Origin of the sequence: Brevibacterium sp. 91QC2O2 (genome assembly GCF_024580695.1) — a bacterium.
Taxonomy (GTDB): Bacteria; Actinomycetota; Actinomycetes; order Actinomycetales; family Brevibacteriaceae; genus Brevibacterium; species Brevibacterium moorei.
The window spans coordinates 1-17,243 of record NZ_JANIJY010000017.1; the positions used below are offsets into that span (position 1 = coordinate 1).

At 62.9% G+C, this 17,243-nt stretch carries 16 protein-coding genes; 10 read left to right on the plus strand and 6 right to left on the minus strand.

Annotated elements, in window-relative coordinates; genetic code table 11:
• Positions 1-260: 260 nt before the first annotated feature.
• The 8 genes from NQ036_RS11315 to NQ036_RS11350 all read left to right on the plus strand — a co-directional run bounded on the left by NQ036_RS11315 (position 261) and on the right by NQ036_RS11350 (position 8,502).
• Positions 261-869 carry a helix-turn-helix domain-containing protein gene (locus tag NQ036_RS11315; protein ID WP_257059066.1) on the plus strand — a complete coding sequence of 203 codons (609 nt, stop codon included), beginning with the start codon at positions 261-263 and terminating at the stop codon, positions 867-869.
• Positions 866-1,975, plus strand: a complete 1,110-nt coding sequence (locus tag NQ036_RS11320) for an ABC transporter substrate-binding protein (RefSeq protein ID WP_257059068.1) — start codon at positions 866-868, stop codon at positions 1,973-1,975. Before NQ036_RS11315 ends, NQ036_RS11320 begins: the two co-directional genes overlap by 4 nt.
• Before the next feature lie 48 nt (positions 1,976-2,023).
• On the plus strand, positions 2,024-2,869 hold the full coding sequence (locus tag NQ036_RS11325) for an ABC transporter permease (RefSeq protein ID WP_257059070.1): 846 nt from the start codon (positions 2,024-2,026) through the stop codon (positions 2,867-2,869).
• Positions 2,866-3,705: an ABC transporter permease gene (locus tag NQ036_RS11330; protein ID WP_257059072.1), complete on the plus strand. Its 840-nt coding sequence runs from the start codon at positions 2,866-2,868 to the stop codon at positions 3,703-3,705. The genes NQ036_RS11325 and NQ036_RS11330 overlap by 4 nt, the downstream gene beginning before the upstream one ends.
• A complete protein-coding gene (locus NQ036_RS11335) occupies positions 3,702-4,814 on the plus strand; it encodes an ABC transporter ATP-binding protein (RefSeq protein ID WP_257059074.1) in 1,113 nt (370 codons plus the stop codon). The genes NQ036_RS11330 and NQ036_RS11335 overlap by 4 nt, the downstream gene beginning before the upstream one ends.
• Before the next feature lie 31 nt (positions 4,815-4,845).
• Positions 4,846-6,222: an FAD-dependent oxidoreductase gene (locus tag NQ036_RS11340; RefSeq protein ID WP_257059076.1), complete on the plus strand. Its 1,377-nt coding sequence runs from the start codon at positions 4,846-4,848 to the stop codon at positions 6,220-6,222.
• Positions 6,223-6,227: 5 nt separating this feature from the next.
• Positions 6,228-7,211: a D-2-hydroxyacid dehydrogenase gene (locus NQ036_RS11345; RefSeq protein WP_257059079.1), complete on the plus strand. Its 984-nt coding sequence runs from the start codon at positions 6,228-6,230 to the stop codon at positions 7,209-7,211.
• A gap of 103 nt (positions 7,212-7,314) precedes the next feature.
• The gene (locus NQ036_RS11350; RefSeq protein WP_257059083.1) at positions 7,315-8,502 is read left to right on the plus strand and encodes an FAD-dependent oxidoreductase; all 1,188 of its coding nucleotides are present in this window, start codon (positions 7,315-7,317) and stop codon (positions 8,500-8,502) included.
• Positions 8,503-8,540: 38 nt separating this feature from the next.
• On the opposite strand, the gene NQ036_RS11355 is transcribed toward NQ036_RS11350, so the two are convergent.
• Entirely contained in the window at positions 8,541-9,866 is a 1,326-nt protein-coding gene (locus NQ036_RS11355) for an SLC13 family permease (protein ID WP_257059084.1), read from the minus strand.
• Between the two features lie 18 nt (positions 9,867-9,884).
• On the opposite strand from NQ036_RS11355, the gene NQ036_RS11360 reads away from it, so the two are divergent.
• Positions 9,885-10,670, plus strand: coding sequence for an amidohydrolase (locus NQ036_RS11360; RefSeq protein WP_257059087.1), 786 nt, complete (start codon positions 9,885-9,887; stop codon positions 10,668-10,670).
• 106 nt (positions 10,671-10,776) lie between these two features.
• On the opposite strand, the gene NQ036_RS11365 is transcribed toward NQ036_RS11360, so the two are convergent.
• Together NQ036_RS11365 and NQ036_RS11370 are read right to left on the minus strand one after the other, a co-directional pair.
• The gene (locus tag NQ036_RS11365; RefSeq protein ID WP_257049512.1) at positions 10,777-12,435 is read right to left on the minus strand and encodes a gamma-glutamyltransferase family protein; all 1,659 of its coding nucleotides are present in this window, start codon (positions 12,433-12,435) and stop codon (positions 10,777-10,779) included.
• Between the two features lie 53 nt (positions 12,436-12,488).
• Positions 12,489-12,698: a hypothetical protein gene (locus NQ036_RS11370; RefSeq protein ID WP_257049511.1), complete on the minus strand. Its 210-nt coding sequence runs from the start codon at positions 12,696-12,698 to the stop codon at positions 12,489-12,491.
• A 224-nt stretch (positions 12,699-12,922) separates the two neighbouring features.
• Here NQ036_RS11370 and NQ036_RS11375 point away from each other — a divergent pair, with 224 nt between their 5' ends.
• Complete coding sequence (locus NQ036_RS11375) at positions 12,923-13,963, plus strand: MsnO8 family LLM class oxidoreductase (protein ID WP_257049509.1); 1,041 nt, start codon at positions 12,923-12,925, stop codon at positions 13,961-13,963.
• A 69-nt stretch (positions 13,964-14,032) separates the two neighbouring features.
• On the opposite strand, the gene NQ036_RS11380 is transcribed toward NQ036_RS11375, so the two are convergent.
• The 3 genes from NQ036_RS11380 to hisD form a co-directional block, all read right to left on the minus strand.
• On the minus strand, positions 14,033-15,025 hold the full coding sequence (locus NQ036_RS11380) for a 3-hydroxyacyl-CoA dehydrogenase family protein (RefSeq protein WP_257049508.1): 993 nt from the start codon (positions 15,023-15,025) through the stop codon (positions 14,033-14,035).
• Positions 15,026-15,092: 67 nt separating this feature from the next.
• Positions 15,093-15,851: an SDR family NAD(P)-dependent oxidoreductase gene (locus NQ036_RS11385; protein ID WP_257049507.1), complete on the minus strand. Its 759-nt coding sequence runs from the start codon at positions 15,849-15,851 to the stop codon at positions 15,093-15,095.
• Positions 15,848-17,218 (minus strand): histidinol dehydrogenase, encoded by a 1,371-nt coding sequence (gene hisD, locus NQ036_RS11390; RefSeq protein WP_257049506.1) that lies wholly within the window; start codon positions 17,216-17,218, stop codon positions 15,848-15,850. Before hisD ends, NQ036_RS11385 begins: the two co-directional genes overlap by 4 nt.
• Positions 17,219-17,243: the final 25 nt, after the last annotated feature.

A 17,243-nucleotide genomic window follows, 5' to 3' on the forward strand; every position in this document is an offset into this window, starting at 1 on the left:
ATGCCTATCGGAACCCGGTGACAACACCCCCCGGATCATCAATGACTGGGGGCATAAGTCATGCCGGGCCCGACGGGCCAGCAGTCCTGATCCTGTCACGAACCAGGGCTACTAAAAAGGTAACGGGGCAGCGCGGACGTCTGGATCGATGGGACAAGCCGACAAGACCAGTGGTGCTGCAATTAATTCAAGTGAGGCTCTTGTCTTGCTCAGCCGGCTGTCATAGTATGAACTCAATCACATAAAGTGAAGGAGGTCACATGCGGAAACTGAGTGGTGATGAAGTGCCACTATCGTCCGTGTCAGAGGTCTCTGCTGAGCTTGCAGAAGCGGTAAAGAACCTACGCAAGGCGTCGGGCTTCACCCAAGCCGAGCTCGCGAAACAGGCGGGTGTCAGCACATCGTTTATATCGCAGCTCGAACGTTCCAGCAGCGATGTCACGTTCAGCACGCTCAATCGTATTTGCCAGGCGTTGGGAACGACTGTCGGCCACCTGTTTGCGCCGCCCGCTCCTGCCGGACGGCTACTGCGCAAGGACAACTACCGCTATCTCGATTACAACGGTGTGGACAAATGGGTGCTCACCCGTGAGGAAATGATCGATGTTGATATCTGTTTGTTCGACTTCCCCATCGGTTCAAGCACAGGTCTGAGACAACCTCCGGTGAGCGAGCGGACCGAGCTTTGGTATTGCCAAGGCGGGTATTTGGGTGTCGAACGTCAGGGCACAGTCCATGTTCTACGCCCGGGCGACAGTATCGACTTTCCATCATCACGGCCGAACACAATCTACAACGCAGGACCCGAGCGGTGTAGTGCGTTGCTCGTAATCAAGAACCACGAACCCAAGAGAGGGACTGACTCATGAAAATCAAGGCAATCGCAGCACTGTGCCTGGCCGCACCCTTGGCGTTGACCGGCTGTATGTCGGGAGGTGGAGACTCGTCTTCGTTGAATGAAGACGACTTCAAGAACCCGACCGTGGGCGAGGTCAAAGCGGGCTCCTTGTCCGGAACAACGATGACTTTCGTGTCCTGGGGCGGCGAATATCAGAAGGGGCAGGACAAGGCCTTCTCCGATCCCTTCGCAGAGGCCAGCGGTGCCAAGGTGCTCTCAGACGGTCCGACAGACGTAGCCAAGGTTAAGGCACAGGTCGAGGCCGGCAATGTTTCGTGGGACGTCGTCAACGCCAGCCCGACCATTAACGGAGCCAACTGCGGAACTCTGTTCGAGAAGCTGGACCTCAGTCTGATCGACACGAGCAAGTTGCCCGAAAGTGCGGTGAAGGGCGACTGCTACCTGCCCTCGCAGGCGTATGTATATGGCTTGTTCTACGATGCTGACAAGTATGGAGATACGCCGCCAAAGGGCTGGGCCGACTTCTTCGATACCAAGAAATTCCCCGGTAAGCGAGGTCTGGACGGCCGCCCGTCGCCCACGGCTGGAACGTACGAGGCCGCGTTGCTGGCCGAAGGTGTGAAGAAGGACGATCTGTTCCCCCTTGACACGGACAAGGCTCTGAATACCTACGACAAGATCAAGAGTGACGCGGTCTTCTGGCAGACGGGGGCTGAACAGACCCAGCAGGTGCAGTCTGGCGAAGTAGACATGATTTTCGGTTGGAGTGGCCGGATCTTCGAGGCAAACAAGAACGGTGCGAACTTCAAGCCGGTGTGGACCGACGGCTTCCTTGCCAGTGACACGTTCTCTATTCCGACTGATGCTCCCAACCGCATGGCGGCCTATGCCTACATTAACTATGCGCTTGGCGCGGAACAGCAGAAGGAAATGGCCGAGCTGACGAGCTACTCGCCGGTGAATGTCGACGCCAAGCCTGAATTCGATGAAGACGCGAAGAAGTTCGATGTTTCGCAGCCTGAGATCCTCAAGCAGACAATTCCCCAGAACGGTGACTACTGGGGCCAGAACCTGGACGAACTGAACTCGACTTGGGCCGACTGGCTGAATGGTTGAGATCGTGCCGTGTCCACTGAATATTCCGCCTTGTAAAGGAGGAAACGAATGAAGACCGCCGAATCAAAGACCCAGGTCTTGGCGTGGCCGGCCATTCTTCTGGTCGCTGCGGCATTCTTTCTCCCCGTTATCATCATCATCGCAAGGAGTTTCACCGATGCGAACACGACATTTGAGAACTACGAATGGTTGATTGGTAGTTCGTCTGCACGCTCTGTGCTGATCCGCACCATCTATACAGCGGTGATCGCAACCGTTATCACAGCGGTTCTGGCATATCCTTACGCTTACTTGATGGCTACTACATCCGGTGGTCTCAGGGGTCTCCTACTCATCGTGGTGTTGCTACCCTTCTGGACCTCGATGATGGTGCGGGCATTCGCCTGGGTCATTATTCTCCAGCGGAACGGTCTGCTTAATACGATTCTGGAGGGAGTGGGTCTGCCTGCGGTCAGTATTTTAGGAACCAATACTGCAGTGCTCATCGGCATGTGTCAGGTACTGATGCCCTTTATGGTGCTCCCGTTGTTTTCCACCATGGTCGGTATCGACATGAAACTTCCGCTGGCGGCACAGGTCTTGGGTGCACCCAAGTGGAAGGCGTTTCTGCAGGTTTACTTTCCTTTGTCCCTGCCAGGCGTATTTGCGGGTTCTCTGATAGTTTTCATTCTGTCGCTGGGGTTCTACGTGACTCCCGCGATCTTGGGCTCTCCACGTGAACAATTGTTGCCCAACGCGATGTTCTCTCAGGTGATGGAACTTCTGCAATGGGGTCGCGGTGGTGCCCTCGCCGTGGCGTTGCTGGTTCTGGTCGGCGCGGTGTTTCTCTTGTTGTACCTCATTGCCAGGGCCTTCGGCGTTAAGATCGGGAAGATCGGGGGAACGGGGGTATGACGAACAACGTGTCTGATAAGCAATCACTACCCATGAAGCGTCGTAAGAAGGTAGACAAGTCCCGCATCGCTCTGTGGATCGTGTGTGGAATTGTGGGGGTTTGGCTCGTTGCGCCAACTTTGATCGTCATTCCACTGAGTTTCAACGAACAACGTTCGCTGGCCTTTCCTCCTCAGGGATTCTCACTTCAGTGGTATGCGAATTTTTTCAGTGACAGTGCATGGTACGGTGGCCTCCTCAATTCAGTCCAGATCGCAGTCCTGGTGGCAATCATCGCGACGGTGTTGGGAACGCCGGCCGCGTACGGCCTGTCCCGGGTGCCCGGTATCCGGGAGAAGCTGGGAACCAACCTTCTCGTCACCCCACTAGTGATCCCCTCGGTTATCTTCGGTGTGGGTCTATACGGACTCTTCCTGAAGATGGGGTTGGTCGGCACCCTTACGGGTTTCCTCATTGCTCACACAGTGTTGGCGTTACCCTACGTCGTGGTGAACGTGGGGTCCTCCTTGTCCAGTTTCGACAAGCAGTTGGAACAGGCGGCTTGGATTTGCGGGGCCAGCAAGTTTCGCGCGTTTATGACGGTGACGATTCCAGCCCTTCTTCCAGGAATCCTTTCGGGCGCGTTCTTCGCGTTCATCACCTCATTCGATGAGGTCATCGTATCGATGTTCATCTCGAACCCGTACCTGCAGACGCTACCTGTACGGATGTATGCGAGCATGCAACGTGAAGTGGATCCGACGATTGCGGCCGCGGCTACCCTCATCATGCTCGTTACGACCGCTGCAGCAGCAGGCGGGATACTCTCCCAGCAGCTTAGGAAGAAACAGAAATGACCCAGAAGATAAAAGGCGCATCGCTGACCCTGGAATCGATTTTCAAGAACTACGGGTCGGTTGCGGCCGCTCAGGACATCTCGATCGACGTCAACCCGGGTGAGTTCATCTCCCTGCTGGGCCCAAGTGGCTCCGGAAAGACAACGACGTTGAACATGATTGCAGGGTTTGAAGAACCTACTGCGGGCACGATCAGTATTGACGGAACGGATGTCACGTCTATCCCGATCCATAAGCGGAACATCGGAATGGTGTTCCAGGGTTACGCCCTGTTCCCGCATATGTCGGTGGAGAAGAACGTCGAGTACCCACTCAAGCAACATGGTTTCAGCAGGGCGGACCGCGGCGCCGCTGTTGCGAACGCCTTGAAGAAGGTGTCATTGGAAGGCTTCCGGGAACGTATGCCGGCACAGCTTTCGGGTGGTCAGCGACAGCGCGTGGCCCTGGCCCGGGCGATTGCCTATGATCCACCTCTGCTGTTGATGGATGAGCCGTTGAGCGCCCTGGACCGAGCCCTGCGGGAGAGCCTTCAAGGTGAGATTCGTCGGATTCATCGGGAGTTGGGAACGACAGTTATATATGTGACCCATGACCAAGATGAGGCCTTGGCGTTGTCCGACAGGATCGTCGTGTTCAACGAGGGTCGAGTTCAGCAGATCGGGACTCCTTCTGAACTCTATCTGAACCCGGCAAACGACTTCGTGTCTCGTTTTCTGGGGGAGTCGATCCATGTATCAGGAACCGTTCGGAGTAGTGCTGGTGGGAGTATCTTCGACGCCGGCGGTACTCAGTGGCAGATCGAGCAGTACGCCGAAGGCCCTGCTGAGGCGATGATTCGTCCGGAAAGTGTGGCTCTGTCTTTGACGGGGTCGGATGCAGGCGCCGGTCCAGGAGTCGATGCCGTTGTCCGGGACATCGTCTATATGGGTCATTCGGTGAAGTACAGCGTTGAGTTCGCCGGTACGGGGGAGCAGGAGGGCAATGGTGTAGTTCGGATGAGTTCGCAGATTGCCCCAGACGTTTCTGTTGGTGATTCCGTGCATCTCAGTTGGGAAGCTGAGAGTGCAAAGATCCTGTCACCAAGTTCTATAAGTTCTAAAGACGCCTAATGGAAATCGATGAGTGCAGGGAGATGTGGACGTGAAAAACGGCAACGGTTCGTTTTGGCTGGATTCGACTCGTGAGATGTCCCAGACACGTGAACGGCTCGAGGGTGATGTGTACGCCGATGTTGTCATAGTCGGTGGTGGATATACGGGTCTGTGGACCGCATACTGGCTTAAAACCTACGACCCCGGGCTGAAGATTGTAATCCTGGAGCAGGAATACGTCGGTTTCGGGGCCTCTGGACGTAATGGCGGCTGGATCAGTGGTAAGACGGTCGGGATGCGGAAGAACCTGGAGCGGCCAGGGGCGTCACATGATGATCTCCTGGCCATGGAACGTGAGTGCTTCAACGCGGCGTTCGAGGTCGAGGAACTGATGCGGGCTCACGGGAAGGACATAGATGCTCACCGGGGCGGGTGGATGCAGATTGCAAGGACCCAAGCGGAATTAGCAAGGCTCCGACATCATCTGGCTGAAGATCGTGAATGGGGGCTTACCGAAGACGAAGTCCGTCTTCTTTCAGCTAGTGAGACAAGCACGAGAATTAACTCCCCTGGGGTCACGGGTGCCCTCTACAGCCCATATGCGGTCAAGTGCAATCCCGCTAAGCTGGTCTATGCAGTTGCGGAACTCTGCGAGGACCTCGGTGTCATTATTTATGAGAACACCCGTGTGGATTCGATTGATCAGGGAGACTGCCGGACGAGTCGAGGTCATGCCCACGGCAAGTCCGTAGTGATGGCAGTCGAAGGGTATACCGCCGCGATGCCGGGGCTGAAACGTTCTCTTCTGCCGATGATCTCATCGATGATTGTGACGGAGCCGTTGGGCCAAGAGCAGTGGGATGAAATCGGCTGGAGCGGCTACGAATGCATTTCTGGTGCGCAGCATGTGTATTTCTATGCGCAGCGTACGGCAGACGACCGGATTGCTCTGGGCGGTCGGGGACGTCCATACTTTTGGAATTCGCAGACCGACAAGAACGGTGAGATGGATAGCGGGACTATAGACCTTCTCGAAGAGATTACCCGTGATCTATTTCCATCGGTCCCCATGCAATTTGCCCATGCCTGGAGAGGCATCTTGGGTGTACCACGTGACTGGTCGCCATTTATCGATGTGGACGCCAACAATCACCTTGTTCGGGCTGGCGGCTATGCAGGCCAGGGGGTTACCGCTTCATATGTGGCAGGTCGTGCGGTTGCCCAGATACTCAGTGATTATGATGAACAGCCGAACCCCACCTGGGTGCGTAGAGCCCCGCGGAGTTGGGAGCCGGAGCCCCTCCGCTGGGTGGGTACGCGGGTGGTCCAGGCGTTGTACAGCGGCGCCGACAAAGTTGAACACAAGCGTGGTGGGACACAAACATCAATCTTGGGTCTAGCCGCTAATGTAGTTTCAGGACGGTGAGGCACATGCCTGCCAAGCCCATCCGCGCCTGCGTCATCGATCGCGAGGACGGAGCCGGAGCCCAGTACCTGGAGCGGGCGGCGGGGGACCTGGGACTGCAGGTCCTGACGCTTCCCCAGCTGGCCGATATCCACCCCGACACCGAGGCCGTCTATGTCCGTGCCTCCTACTGGACCGATATCGACGAACTCCTGCGGCTGGCTCCCGAACTGAAATGGGTGCAGTTGAGCATGGTCGGCTATGACCGGCTGCTCACCCCTGCGTTCAGGGAATCCGGGGTGACCCTGACGAATGCGCGCGGAGTCCTCGACGATGCCATCGCGGAATTCGTGGTGGGCGGGACCCTGCTGTGGTCCAAGGGACTGCTGACCTCGACCCTGGATTCGCGGGCGCACAGCTCGCACTACCGCGAGCTGCTGGGCAATGACGAGCTGCGCGCGCTGGTGCTGGGCGCGGGCTCGATTGGGTCTGCGGTCGCCCGGCATCTGCGGGGGATCGGAGTGCCGCGAGTCGACGGGGTGCGTCGCACGGTTCCCCCGACCGCCGAGGTTGCGGCCGGTCCCTTCGACCGGGTCTTCACCTTCGCGCAGCTGGGTTCGGGCGTGGACATCGCCGACTACTCCGTGGTCGTCGCCGTCCTCCCGTCGAGTCCCACGACCCGGGGCATCATCGACTCCGCACTGCTGGACGGCTTATCCGAGCGCGTGGTCTTCATCAATGTGGGCCGCGGCGACACCGTGGACAATATCGCCCTGGCTGGGGCGATGGAGCAGCGGCCGGGATCCGCGGCGGTGCTCGACGTGACCGCGCCGGAGCCCCTGCCCGCCGACCATCCGCTGTTCGCGCAGCCCAATGTCGTCATCAGCCCACATATGTCGGGGGATACGCGGGACCGGCACCGGGGCTTCGCCGAACTCTTTTTCGACAACCTGGCCAGGTTCGCCGCAGGTGAGCCGCTGCGCAATGTCGTCGAGACCTCGGCGCCGTGAGCCATGCGGGAGTGAGCCCGGAGGAACGGGCAGGGTCTCAGAGGGCGCCCGCGCCCCATCCGAAATGCACCGCACCATCCCCTGAAAGGAAGCAGTGAGGACAATGAGCACGAACCGCTTTGCAGTCATCGGGACCGGTACCATGGGCGCGCAGGCTGCGTGGCAGTTGGCCCGCGCGGGGCACAATGTGACGGCCTTCGAACAGTACGCGCCGGGCCATCCGCGCGGGGCGGCCGGCGGTGGGAATCGGCTGTTCCGCAATATCGAACTCGAGGACGCACACTATGCACCCATCGTGGCGCGCGCGGGCGAACTGTGGGCGAACCTGGAGACGGAGTCTGGCTGGCGGCTGCGGGAACTCGGCGGCGCGCTGGTCGCCGGCCCCGCCGACGCCGAGGAGACCCGCAATGCACTGGCCGCGGCGCAGGACGAACCAGAGGCGGAAATCCTCGATGTCCACGAGGCCAGGCTGCGGTTCCCCTCGCACGCCTTCGACGCCGAGGACGCGATCGTCTTCGACCGGCTCGGCGGGGTGATCCGGCCCGAGCTGACGGTCAAGGCCGCGGCGGGGCTGGCGGTGCGCGCCGGCTGCGAGCTGCGGACGAACACCGAGGTGGTGGAGGTCGAGGATCTGGGCGATAGGGTGCGGGTCGTCTCGCGGGTGCGGGGGACCGGTCGTGCCGCAGAAGGCGCCGCGGGCACAGCGGGGGCCGCGGCAGCGGAGACGCGCACCGAGTACTTCGACCGGGTGATTGTGGCCGGCGGGCCGTGGACCCAGCACCTGGTGCCGCAGCTGGCCGATACCCTGCACAGCCACCAGCTGATGTCCGCGTGGTTCACCGGGCGCACCCCGCAGGTGATGGCGGGGATCCACCCGATCATCCGCAGCAATCCGACGTATCTGTACGCTCTGCCGACCTTCGACCATATGGGGATGAAACTGGGGCTGGGGTTCGAACACCATCCCCAGGTGGAACGGCCCGAGGCCGGTCCCCGGCAGGTGATCCCCGAGGTGATGGAGGCGTTCCAGGCGAAGATCCGGCGCTACTTCCCCGGCTTGGATCCGGAGCCCTACCGGGTGGACTTCTACTACGAGTCCTATACGCCCAGCCGACACGAATGGCTGGGCGCGGCTCCGGGGGCGCAGAACGTGATCGTGGCGGCGGGGTTCTCCGGCCACGGGTTCAAGATGAGTCCCGCGATCGGCGAGATCGCGGCCGCCCTGGCAGTGGGAGAACAGCCTGCGGTGGACATCTCGTTCCTGGCCCGGGCGCAGGAGGCGGGGGCTTAGCGGGCCGGACCAACCGGCCCGGTGTGGATGGCCCTGTGCTACACCCGCCCCACCAGGAACAGCAGCCAGACGATCAGGGGCACGATCGCGGTCATGGACATGCCCCAGGTCATCAGGCCCTTGAACGTCTTGTCGCGCTTGTCCTCCTCCGTATTGGCCACGACCAGGGCGCCGCCGGTGGAGAACGGCGAGGAATCCACCGCCGAGGCCGCGATCGACAGTGCTAGGACGAAGCCCACCAGGGGCAACTGGCCGCCCAACAGCAGGGGTGCGGCGATGGGCACCAGCACACCGAACATGGCATTGGTCGATGCGAAGGCGGACACGATGCCGGCGACGTACATGATGAGCAGCGAGGCCACCAGCACGGAGCCGATCCCCGTGATCCCATTGGCCAGGGTGTCGACGACGCCGGCCTCCTGCAGCACTCCCACATAGGTCACGATGCCGCCGATCAGCAGCACCACGCCCCAGCCGATCGCATCCATGCCGTCCTTGACGTGACGGGGCGCGATCAGGCCCAGGAGCACAGCGGATCCCAGCGCCAGATACCCCACATCCAGCTTCGCGAACAGGCCCAGACCCAGGATCGCCAGGAACAGCACCAGGGTCAGATAGTTCAGCCAGGTCCAGGACTCCTTCGCCGGGGCCTCGGCTGCGGTCGTGGTGCCGGTGCCCGCGGGCGCGGTGGTGATGGCACGTGCGCTGCCGGCCGGGACCTCGGCCCCGGTGGTTTGCGCACCGCCACCGCCGCGCCGCGCGAGCAGGCCGCGGCCGCCCAGCAGGAAGAAGGCGACCAGGTTCAGTACCAGGTTGAACACGAAGGTGCCGATGAAGATCGCCGTGGGATCGACGGTGATCCCCGATTTCACCAACACGCCGTTGACGATCGAGAAGTACACGGCGATGGGGGAGAAGCCGCCGGCGTTGGTGCCGTTGAGGATCGACAGGCCCATCAGCAGCGGGCTGATCCGGTAGCGCGAGGCGAAGGCCAGGCCGACCGGAACCAGGATCGCGTTGGTCGCGGCCGAAAGCGCGCCGGAGCCGGTGATGATCGCGGCCAGGATGAAGAAGACCCAGGGCAGGGCCCACGCCTTTCCGCGCGTCAGGCCGACAGCCGCGTCGACGACTCTGGCGACGGTGCCATTGGCCCGCGCCAGTCCGAAGAAGAAGGTGACGCCCACCAGGGTGACCAGGAGGTTCGTGGGGAATTGGGCCGAAACGTCGTCGGTCTTCATCCCGAAGTAGAAGGTGCCGAGCGCGAAGGCGGCGAACAGGGCGATCGCACCCATGCTCACGCCGCGCCACATCGACAGGGCGAAGATAACGACGAGCCCCACAACGCCGATGATCGTTGCTGTCATAGATATATCGTAGGACCCATGGCTGACACGCTGTTCGATCCACCTACCGCTGCCCCCGGCGACTACCACGCCCACGTCTTCCAAGCCGGCGTCGCCGCCACGGAGCACCCACGCTACGTGCCGGACTACGCTGCGTCTACCGAGGCCTACCTGGCGCAGTTGAACGCCCACGGCCTGGCCTGGGGCACGCTGATCCAGCCCAGCTTCCTGGGCACCGACAACAGCTACCTGCTGGCTGCTCTGCAGCAGTACCCCCAGCGGCTGCGCGGGGTGATCGTGGTCGACGATGTCAATCCCTCGGCGACGTTCAATGCGCTGGGTGGGTTCGTCAAGGACGGCTTCGTCGCTTTGCACGAGGCCGGGGTCCGGGGCGTGCGCCTGAACCTGATCGGACGCCAGATGCCGGATCTGGCCGGACTGGCCTGGGCACCGATCCTGCGGTTCATGGAGCGCCTGGACTGGCACTTGGAGTTCCAGGCCAAGGCCGAGCAGCAGATCGAGATCGCGGACCTGTTGCCCAAGCTGCCGGAGGATCTGAAGATCGTCATCGACCATTACGGCCTGCCCCAGACGTCATTGGAGGTGGAGCTGGGCGAGCATCCCCTGTTCGACCTGGTGGAGGAAGCGGGTGAGCGGCTGTGGGTGAAGGCATCGGGTCCGTACCGTTGCGGTCCGGGTGCCGCGCGGGCGATGCACGATGAGCTGGTATTCCGAGGTTTCACCCGCTTCGTCCCGGGCTCGGACTGGCCGCACACCCGGTTCGAGGAGAAATGCGACGGAGCCTGGGACGGGTTCGGGCGCTGACGGTGCTCAGGCCCGCGCTCCTCAATCATTGGACCGTTCATTTCAGATTGGGCTGTTCATCCGGTCCAATCTGAAATGAATGGTCCAGCGATTTTCGGTCCGGGCCTCACACCCCCGCCGCATAGCCATCGCGCTGGGGGTCGGCGCCGCCCGCCAAACGACCATCGATGCGGGTGATCGCATGGACCCCGGCGAATGCAAAGCTCAGTGCTGACCTGCGGACCTCGTAATCCTCACCCTGTAGCGCGAGTTCTACAGACCGGGGGATCCTGTTCGAGATGTCGATCGCGTTGGATGTTGCGACGATTCGCGGCGCTGCCACAGCGCGGTCCACGGGCATCCCGAAGTCGATGATATTGGAGATCCCCTGCACGATCGCCGGGGTGATCCAGGATGCGCCAGGGGCTCCGATGGCGATGATCGGCCCGGTTTCATCGTGGACCACCGTGGGCGCCATCGTGGTGCGTCGCCTGGCTCCCGGCGCCACTGAATTCGAGGTGCCCGGGCGTGGATCGAACGTGCTCATCCCACCGTTCATCATGAAGCCGGTACCGCTGGGGATGAAGCCCGAAGGATTTCCCAGCGTGTGGGTCAACGAGACCGTTAGGCCATCGGCGTCCATGGCGGAGATATGCGTGGTGTGGCGCGATTCGTTGTCCGGACCAGCGTTCGCATCGGTGTCCGCATAGCGCGGGCCGTCCACATCCACACGAAGCCCGGCCCGGACCTCGGTTGCTGCACGGTCCAGGGCCTCGGCAGTCAACAATGCTGCATAGTCCGCGTTGGTGGCCGTGGGACGGCGCCACAGGTCCTCTTTATCGCGCAGGGCGTGCTTCATCGCCTCGGCCAGGATTCGAATGTGCGCGGCGGAACCATGCGCGATGGTGCCCATATCGAACCGGTCGAGAATCCCCAGCGTCTGCATGGTCTGTACGCCACCGGCCGGATTCGGCGGCAGTGTCACCTTCAGCCCGCGGTACCGCCCGACGACCGGGTCCCGGTGCTGAAGCTCATATTCGGCCAGGTCATCGCGGGTCAGGAACCCGCCACCGTCCCGGATGGAATCGGCGATCACACCGGCGAGCTCACCGGTGTACAGGTCCGTAGCACCGGCCTTGGCCAGGTGGGTCAGGGTGTCGGCCAGTTCCGGGTTGATGATCATATCGCCCAGGCGCGGCAGCGTTCCATGCGGAAGATAGATGCGCCGACCATCGGCAGTATTGGCCAGTTTGTCGCCGAAGTCCATGCGGCCGTACTTCTGCTCATTCTGCGTGAGCACGGTGTGCACATGTGGGCGGATCGGCCAGCCCGAACGGGCCAGCCTGATCGCCTCGGCGAACAAGTCGGACCAGGCCAGGCGGCCGAACTGGGTGTGAATCGCCTCCAAGGTCTTCAGCGTCCCCGGGGTCATGATGGACTGAGCACCGGTTTCATTGACATGCCCCTCGACCCGGAAACCGAAGCCGTCGGTGGTGGGGCCCAACAGCCTGTCGGCCCACACATCCGGGGTGACCGCCTGGGGACTCGTCCCGAGCCCGTCGATGATGTGGACTTGGCCATCAGGGGTGACGATCTGGGCGATCGCCATTCCGCCGATGCCGGACATGAGTGGGTCGACCACGCCCTGGACCAAGGCAGTGGCGACCGCCGCGTCCACGGCATTGCCGCCAGCGGCCAGTGTCTGCGCGCCGGCATCTGTGGCCTCGGGCTGGGGTGCGACGATCATCGCGGAGAAATCCTCGGTCTGCGGAACTGGTGTGAACATGGTGACTGGCCTTCGGTTGGAATGCGGTTGCTGAGCTTCGCTCTTGTTCTTGCTTACCTGGGCTCGCCGCCCTTTGCCCCGCGACTCAGCCCCGCCAAGCGCTCCCCGGTGACCGGGGTGTGCTCTTGTTCCCGGGCGCGGGCTTGTACGAACCGGTCCGCGGCCTCGGCCAGGCGTGCGTCCTCACTGGTTTCACCGCCCGTTGAGGAGTTGTTCGCGGGACCGTCTGATGGCCTGGACGGCTTGGGGTTCTGCTGGTTCATCACGGCCTCCACTGCGCGGGTCCGGAATGGGTCTTTCAGCCCATCGCGGTTCGAGCCTAGCGCAGGTGGGACAGCCGCTGGTGCGCCCGGGGGACCGTGTGTCGGCACACCGTGCAAACCGTTCACGGAGCTTTGCCATATCCCGTTTCAGATTCCACTGATTGAACGGTGGAATCTGAAATAAACGGTCCAACGATCGGCACCCAGGCCGTAGAGTGACACGCATGAGACTGTCGATCGTCGACCTGGGCACCGTCGCCCCGGGGACCACCGAATCGGACGCACTGCACGATGCGATTGAAACCGCACAGCACGCCGAGGCGCACGGATTCCACCGCATCTGGTTCGCCGAACACCACCTGAGCCGCTCGGGCGCCTCGCACCATCCGGAACTGCTCATCGCCGCGGCCGCAGCGTCGACGCAGACCATCAGGGTCGGGTCAGGGGCGGTGCTGATGAACCATTACAGCCCGTTCAAAATCGCGGAGATGTACCAACAGCTCGAGGCCATGGCACCCGGGCGGGTCGACCTGGGCATGGGGCGGGCCACCGGCGGGCCGATCGTCGACCTGGCGATGCAGCTCAACCGGCAGAATCCCATCCAGGTCGACCACGGCCAGCAGGTGTTGGAGACCCTGGCCTGGCTCTACCAGGCCTTCCCGGAAGGACACCCCTTCGCCGGACATGCGCTCATGCCATCCGTACCGCAGGTCCCACAGACCTGGCTGCTGGGATCGAGCCCGAACAGCGCCCAGCTGGCCGCGCAGCTGGGGATCGGATACTGCTTCGCCTGCTTCATCAACCCCAGTGCCGCGGCACCCGCCCTGCGTGCATATCGCGAGGCATTCCGGCCGAGGGGCTTCGGACTGGACGAACCGCGGGCGATCCTGTCGGTCAATGCGACCGTTGGCGAGGACGCGGCGGACGGTCAGCGCCTGGCCGGCGGGCCCAAGGGCTACTACGCGCGACTGCAAACGGCGGGCCGGGCGGCCGGATCCGTCATGGTGCCGACTCCGGACGAGGCCAGGGCCGAGCTGAGCGCGGACCAGGCCGCCGAGCCCACCGGGATCGTCGACGGCCGGTGGCCGCGCTTCGTCGCCGGATCGCCGTCCCAGGTGGGCGCGACGCTGGAGAGGATGGTCGAGGAATCCGGTGCCGACGAGGTGATGGTCCAGGACCTCATCGCCGACCCCGCCACCCGCCGCCGCTCCCACGAACTGTTGGCGGGCGAGATGGGGCCGTCTGTTTCAGATTCCACTGTTTGAACAGTGGAATCTGAAACAGACAGCCCGATGATCGTCGGTCGTGATTCTGCCCTTTAAGGCTCAGATCCGTTATTTGAAGCCGGGAGCCGGGCCCAGTTCGGCGCACAACTGCGACAGTTTCGCATAGGCGCGCTCGCGGTAGGCCAGCAGCTCGGCCGTCTGCGATTCGTCCAGATCCAGCAGTCCATGACCGGTCTTGAGGCCCAGATCGCCCGATTCCATGGCCGCCCGTACCGGAGCCGGCATGGCGAAGCGCTCGCCGCATTCGGCCTCGAGGGTTTCATAGGAGCCGGCGTAGACGTCCAGACCGGCCATGTCCCCGATGGCGAAGGGGCCGAAGAACGGCAGTCGGAACCCGAAGCAGGAGCGCGCCACCGCGTCGATCTCCTGCGGTGTGGCGAGTTCCTCGTCCACCATGCGCGAGGCCTCGGCGTAGAGCGCGAACTGCAGCCGGTTGGACACGAACCCGGCTGCATCGGTCACCCGGGTCGCGGTCTTGCCCAGGGAGGTGATGAGTTCGCAAGCGCAGCGGACGACTTCGGCCGAGGTCTGGGGCCCGGGGATGATCTCGACCCCGGGTACGAACGGGGCCGGGTTCATCCAGTGCACGCCCAGGAACCGCTGCGGTCCGGTCACGAACTCGCTGAGCTCGCGGATCGGGATGCTGGAGGTATTGGACCCGATGACCGCGTCCGCCGGAGCATGCTGGGAGATCAGTTCGAGCGTGGCCCGTTTGATCTCCGGATCCTCCGGGACCGCCTCGGCGATGTAGGCGGCCTGCGCCACGGCCTCCTCGCGGGAGGCCGCAGCGATCAGGTTGGCCTGCAGCAGCTGCTCGGCCTCGGCGGGAAAGAGCCCCTCCGCCGCGTACTGGGCGCCCTGGGCGATCAGCCGTTCGCGGGCGGCTATCGTCCGGGCGGCATCGACGTCGGCCAACTGCACGGTGTGTCCGTGCAGTGCCAGGATCTGCGCTATCCCGCCGCCCATATAGCCGGTCCCGACCACCGCACACATCAGGGACGTGCCGGCGTGAAGAGCCTCATCGATCTTCGCAACGCTCATTTTCTTCCTTCCGAATGCGGGTCCTCACCGCATGCGAGGACCCGGAGAACCGAGTCCGACCGCCGGCTCAGCGGATCGTGTATCCGCCGTCGGCCACCAGAGTGGTGCCGGTGACCAGGGACGCGGCGTCGCTGAGCAGGTAGAGGGTCGGACCCGCCACCTCGCAGGCCTCACCGAAGCGGCCCAGCGGAATCCGGGACCGGAGCTCATCCGCCCAGGCCCCGCGCTCCAGCGTGCTGGCCGTCAACGCAGTCTTCACGAAGGTCGGAGCCACCGCATTCACGCGGATACCGTACTGGGCCCACTCCAGGGCCAACTGCTTGGTCAGGTGGATCAGCGCTGCCTTGGACGAGCCGTACGCGGCGCGCTCCTCGATCGCGACGATGCCCGCCTGCGATGCCATATTCACGATCGCACCGGGTGTCTTCGTGCCCACCCACCTGCGTGCGAAGGCCTGGCTGATCAGGAAGGTGCCCTTGACGTTGATGTCGAAGACCGTGTCCCAGTCGTCCTCGGTGATCTCCAGCGCGGGTTTGGGAACGTTGACGCCTGCGTTATTGACCAGCAGGTCGATTCCACCGGTCACCGCATCGACGGCATCCGTGAACGAGGCGACGTCCTGTGGCCGGGACAGGTCCAGGCCGGGGATCGGCTCGGTGCCGTAGCGGGCGCAGATCTGCGCGGTCGTCTCGGCACTGCGGCTGGTGCCCCAGACCTGGGCGCCGGCGGCGTGCAGGGCGTCGGCGACGGCCTTGCCCAGGCCGTCGGCCGCTCCCGTAATCAGGGCTTTCTTCCCATCGAAGCCGGTGAAGGGTGGAAGTGTCATGCGCCCAGCTCCTGATGGATCCAGTCGAATTCGGTTCCACGGTACTTCGCGACGCGCACATCGCCGGAACGGGCATGGCCTTCGAAGCGCTCGACACGACCGGCCCGGCCCAGGACCTCGCCGAAGAAGGCGCTGGATTCCTTGTTCGTGACCTCCTGGTAGGTCACGGTCTTGAGGAACTTGCCGACCCACAGGCCACCGGTGTAGCGGGAGGCTCCACGGGTGGGCAGGACGTGGTTGGTGCCGATGACTTTGTCGCCGTAGGACACGCAGGTCCCCTCGCCCAGGAAGATCGCACCGTAGTTGTGCATCTTCTCCAGGGCCTCACGCGGTTCCTGCGTGAGGATCTGCACGTGCTCGTAGGCGTAGGCGTCGGCCAGCGCATAGGCGTCGTCGAGGTTCTCGACGACCAGCACCGCGCCCCAGTCCTGCCAGGACTTGCCGGCGAAGTCCGCGGTGGGCAGCTCCGGCAGCAGTTCGTCGATGTGCTGCATGGTCTTGCGACCGACCTCTTCGCTGGTCGTGATGAGTACGGCGGGGGAATCGGGGCCGTGCTCGGCCTGGGACAGCAGGTCGACCGCGGTGATGTACGGATCGGCGTGTTCGTCGGCGACGATGAGGACCTCGGTGGGGCCGGCGAACAGGTCGATGCCGACCTCGCCGTAAAGCTGGCGCTTGGCCTCTGCGACGAAGGCGTTGCCGGGGCCTGCCAACATATTGACCGGGTCAATGGTCTCCGTACCCACGGCCATGGCGGCGATCGCCTGGATGCCGCCCAACAGGTAGATCTCGTCAGCGCCGGCCAGCCGCATGGCGGCAATCGTTGCGTCGGGGATCTCGCCCTTGATCAGCGGGGTGCAGGCCGCAACACGGGGGACACCCGCGACCTTGGCCGTCAGAATGGTCATGTGGGCGCTGGCCAGCAGCGGGTACTTGCCGCCGGGGATGTAGGCGCCGACGGCCTGGATCGGAATGTTCTTCTGGCCCAGGTGGACTCCGTCCATCGTCTCGATTTCGAAGTCCTGCAGGGATTCGAGCTGGCGCTGGGCCATGGTGCGGACCTGGTCCTGGACGAACACGATGTCGTCGATGACCTGCTGGGGCACCCGTGCCATGATCTCGTCGAGCTGTTCCTCGCCGAGGAGGAAAGTGCCGGGTGCGTACTTGTCGAACTTCTCCGAGTACTCGCGGACCGCCTGATCGCCGCGCGTGCGGATATCGGCGATGACGTCCTTGACCGTGTCCTGTACCTGCTGGGTGCTGCCGCGCTGCACGAAGCTCTGCGCAGGTTCCTTCAGCGCCTGGAACTTCACGGCGGTGGTGATGCCGAGGTTGGTGGTGGCCGTGGTGTCCGAGTCGTTTGTCATCGCTGATCCTTCGCATCGACGTTGA

Coding starts and splice junctions, on each gene's coding strand:
- NQ036_RS11330 (WP_257059072.1), top strand. CDS start 2,866: ATGACGAACAACGTGTCTGATAAGCAATCACTACCCATGAAGCGTCGT.
- NQ036_RS11315 (WP_257059066.1), top strand. CDS start 261: ATGCGGAAACTGAGTGGTGATGAAGTGCCACTATCGTCCGTGTCAGAG.
- NQ036_RS11325 (WP_257059070.1), top strand. CDS start 2,024: ATGAAGACCGCCGAATCAAAGACCCAGGTCTTGGCGTGGCCGGCCATT.
- NQ036_RS11320 (WP_257059068.1), top strand. CDS start 866: ATGAAAATCAAGGCAATCGCAGCACTGTGCCTGGCCGCACCCTTGGCG.
- NQ036_RS11345 (WP_257059079.1), top strand. CDS start 6,228: ATGCCTGCCAAGCCCATCCGCGCCTGCGTCATCGATCGCGAGGACGGA.
- NQ036_RS11335 (WP_257059074.1), top strand. CDS start 3,702: ATGACCCAGAAGATAAAAGGCGCATCGCTGACCCTGGAATCGATTTTC.
- NQ036_RS11375 (WP_257049509.1), top strand. CDS start 12,923: ATGAGACTGTCGATCGTCGACCTGGGCACCGTCGCCCCGGGGACCACC.
- NQ036_RS11385 (WP_257049507.1), bottom strand. CDS start 15,851: ATGACACTTCCACCCTTCACCGGCTTCGATGGGAAGAAAGCCCTGATT.
- NQ036_RS11370 (WP_257049511.1), bottom strand. CDS start 12,698: ATGAACCAGCAGAACCCCAAGCCGTCCAGGCCATCAGACGGTCCCGCG.
- NQ036_RS11380 (WP_257049508.1), bottom strand. CDS start 15,025: ATGAGCGTTGCGAAGATCGATGAGGCTCTTCACGCCGGCACGTCCCTG.
- NQ036_RS11360 (WP_257059087.1), top strand. CDS start 9,885: ATGGCTGACACGCTGTTCGATCCACCTACCGCTGCCCCCGGCGACTAC.
- NQ036_RS11350 (WP_257059083.1), top strand. CDS start 7,315: ATGAGCACGAACCGCTTTGCAGTCATCGGGACCGGTACCATGGGCGCG.
- NQ036_RS11355 (WP_257059084.1), bottom strand. CDS start 9,866: ATGACAGCAACGATCATCGGCGTTGTGGGGCTCGTCGTTATCTTCGCC.
- hisD (WP_257049506.1), bottom strand. CDS start 17,218: ATGACAAACGACTCGGACACCACGGCCACCACCAACCTCGGCATCACC.
- NQ036_RS11365 (WP_257049512.1), bottom strand. CDS start 12,435: ATGTTCACACCAGTTCCGCAGACCGAGGATTTCTCCGCGATGATCGTC.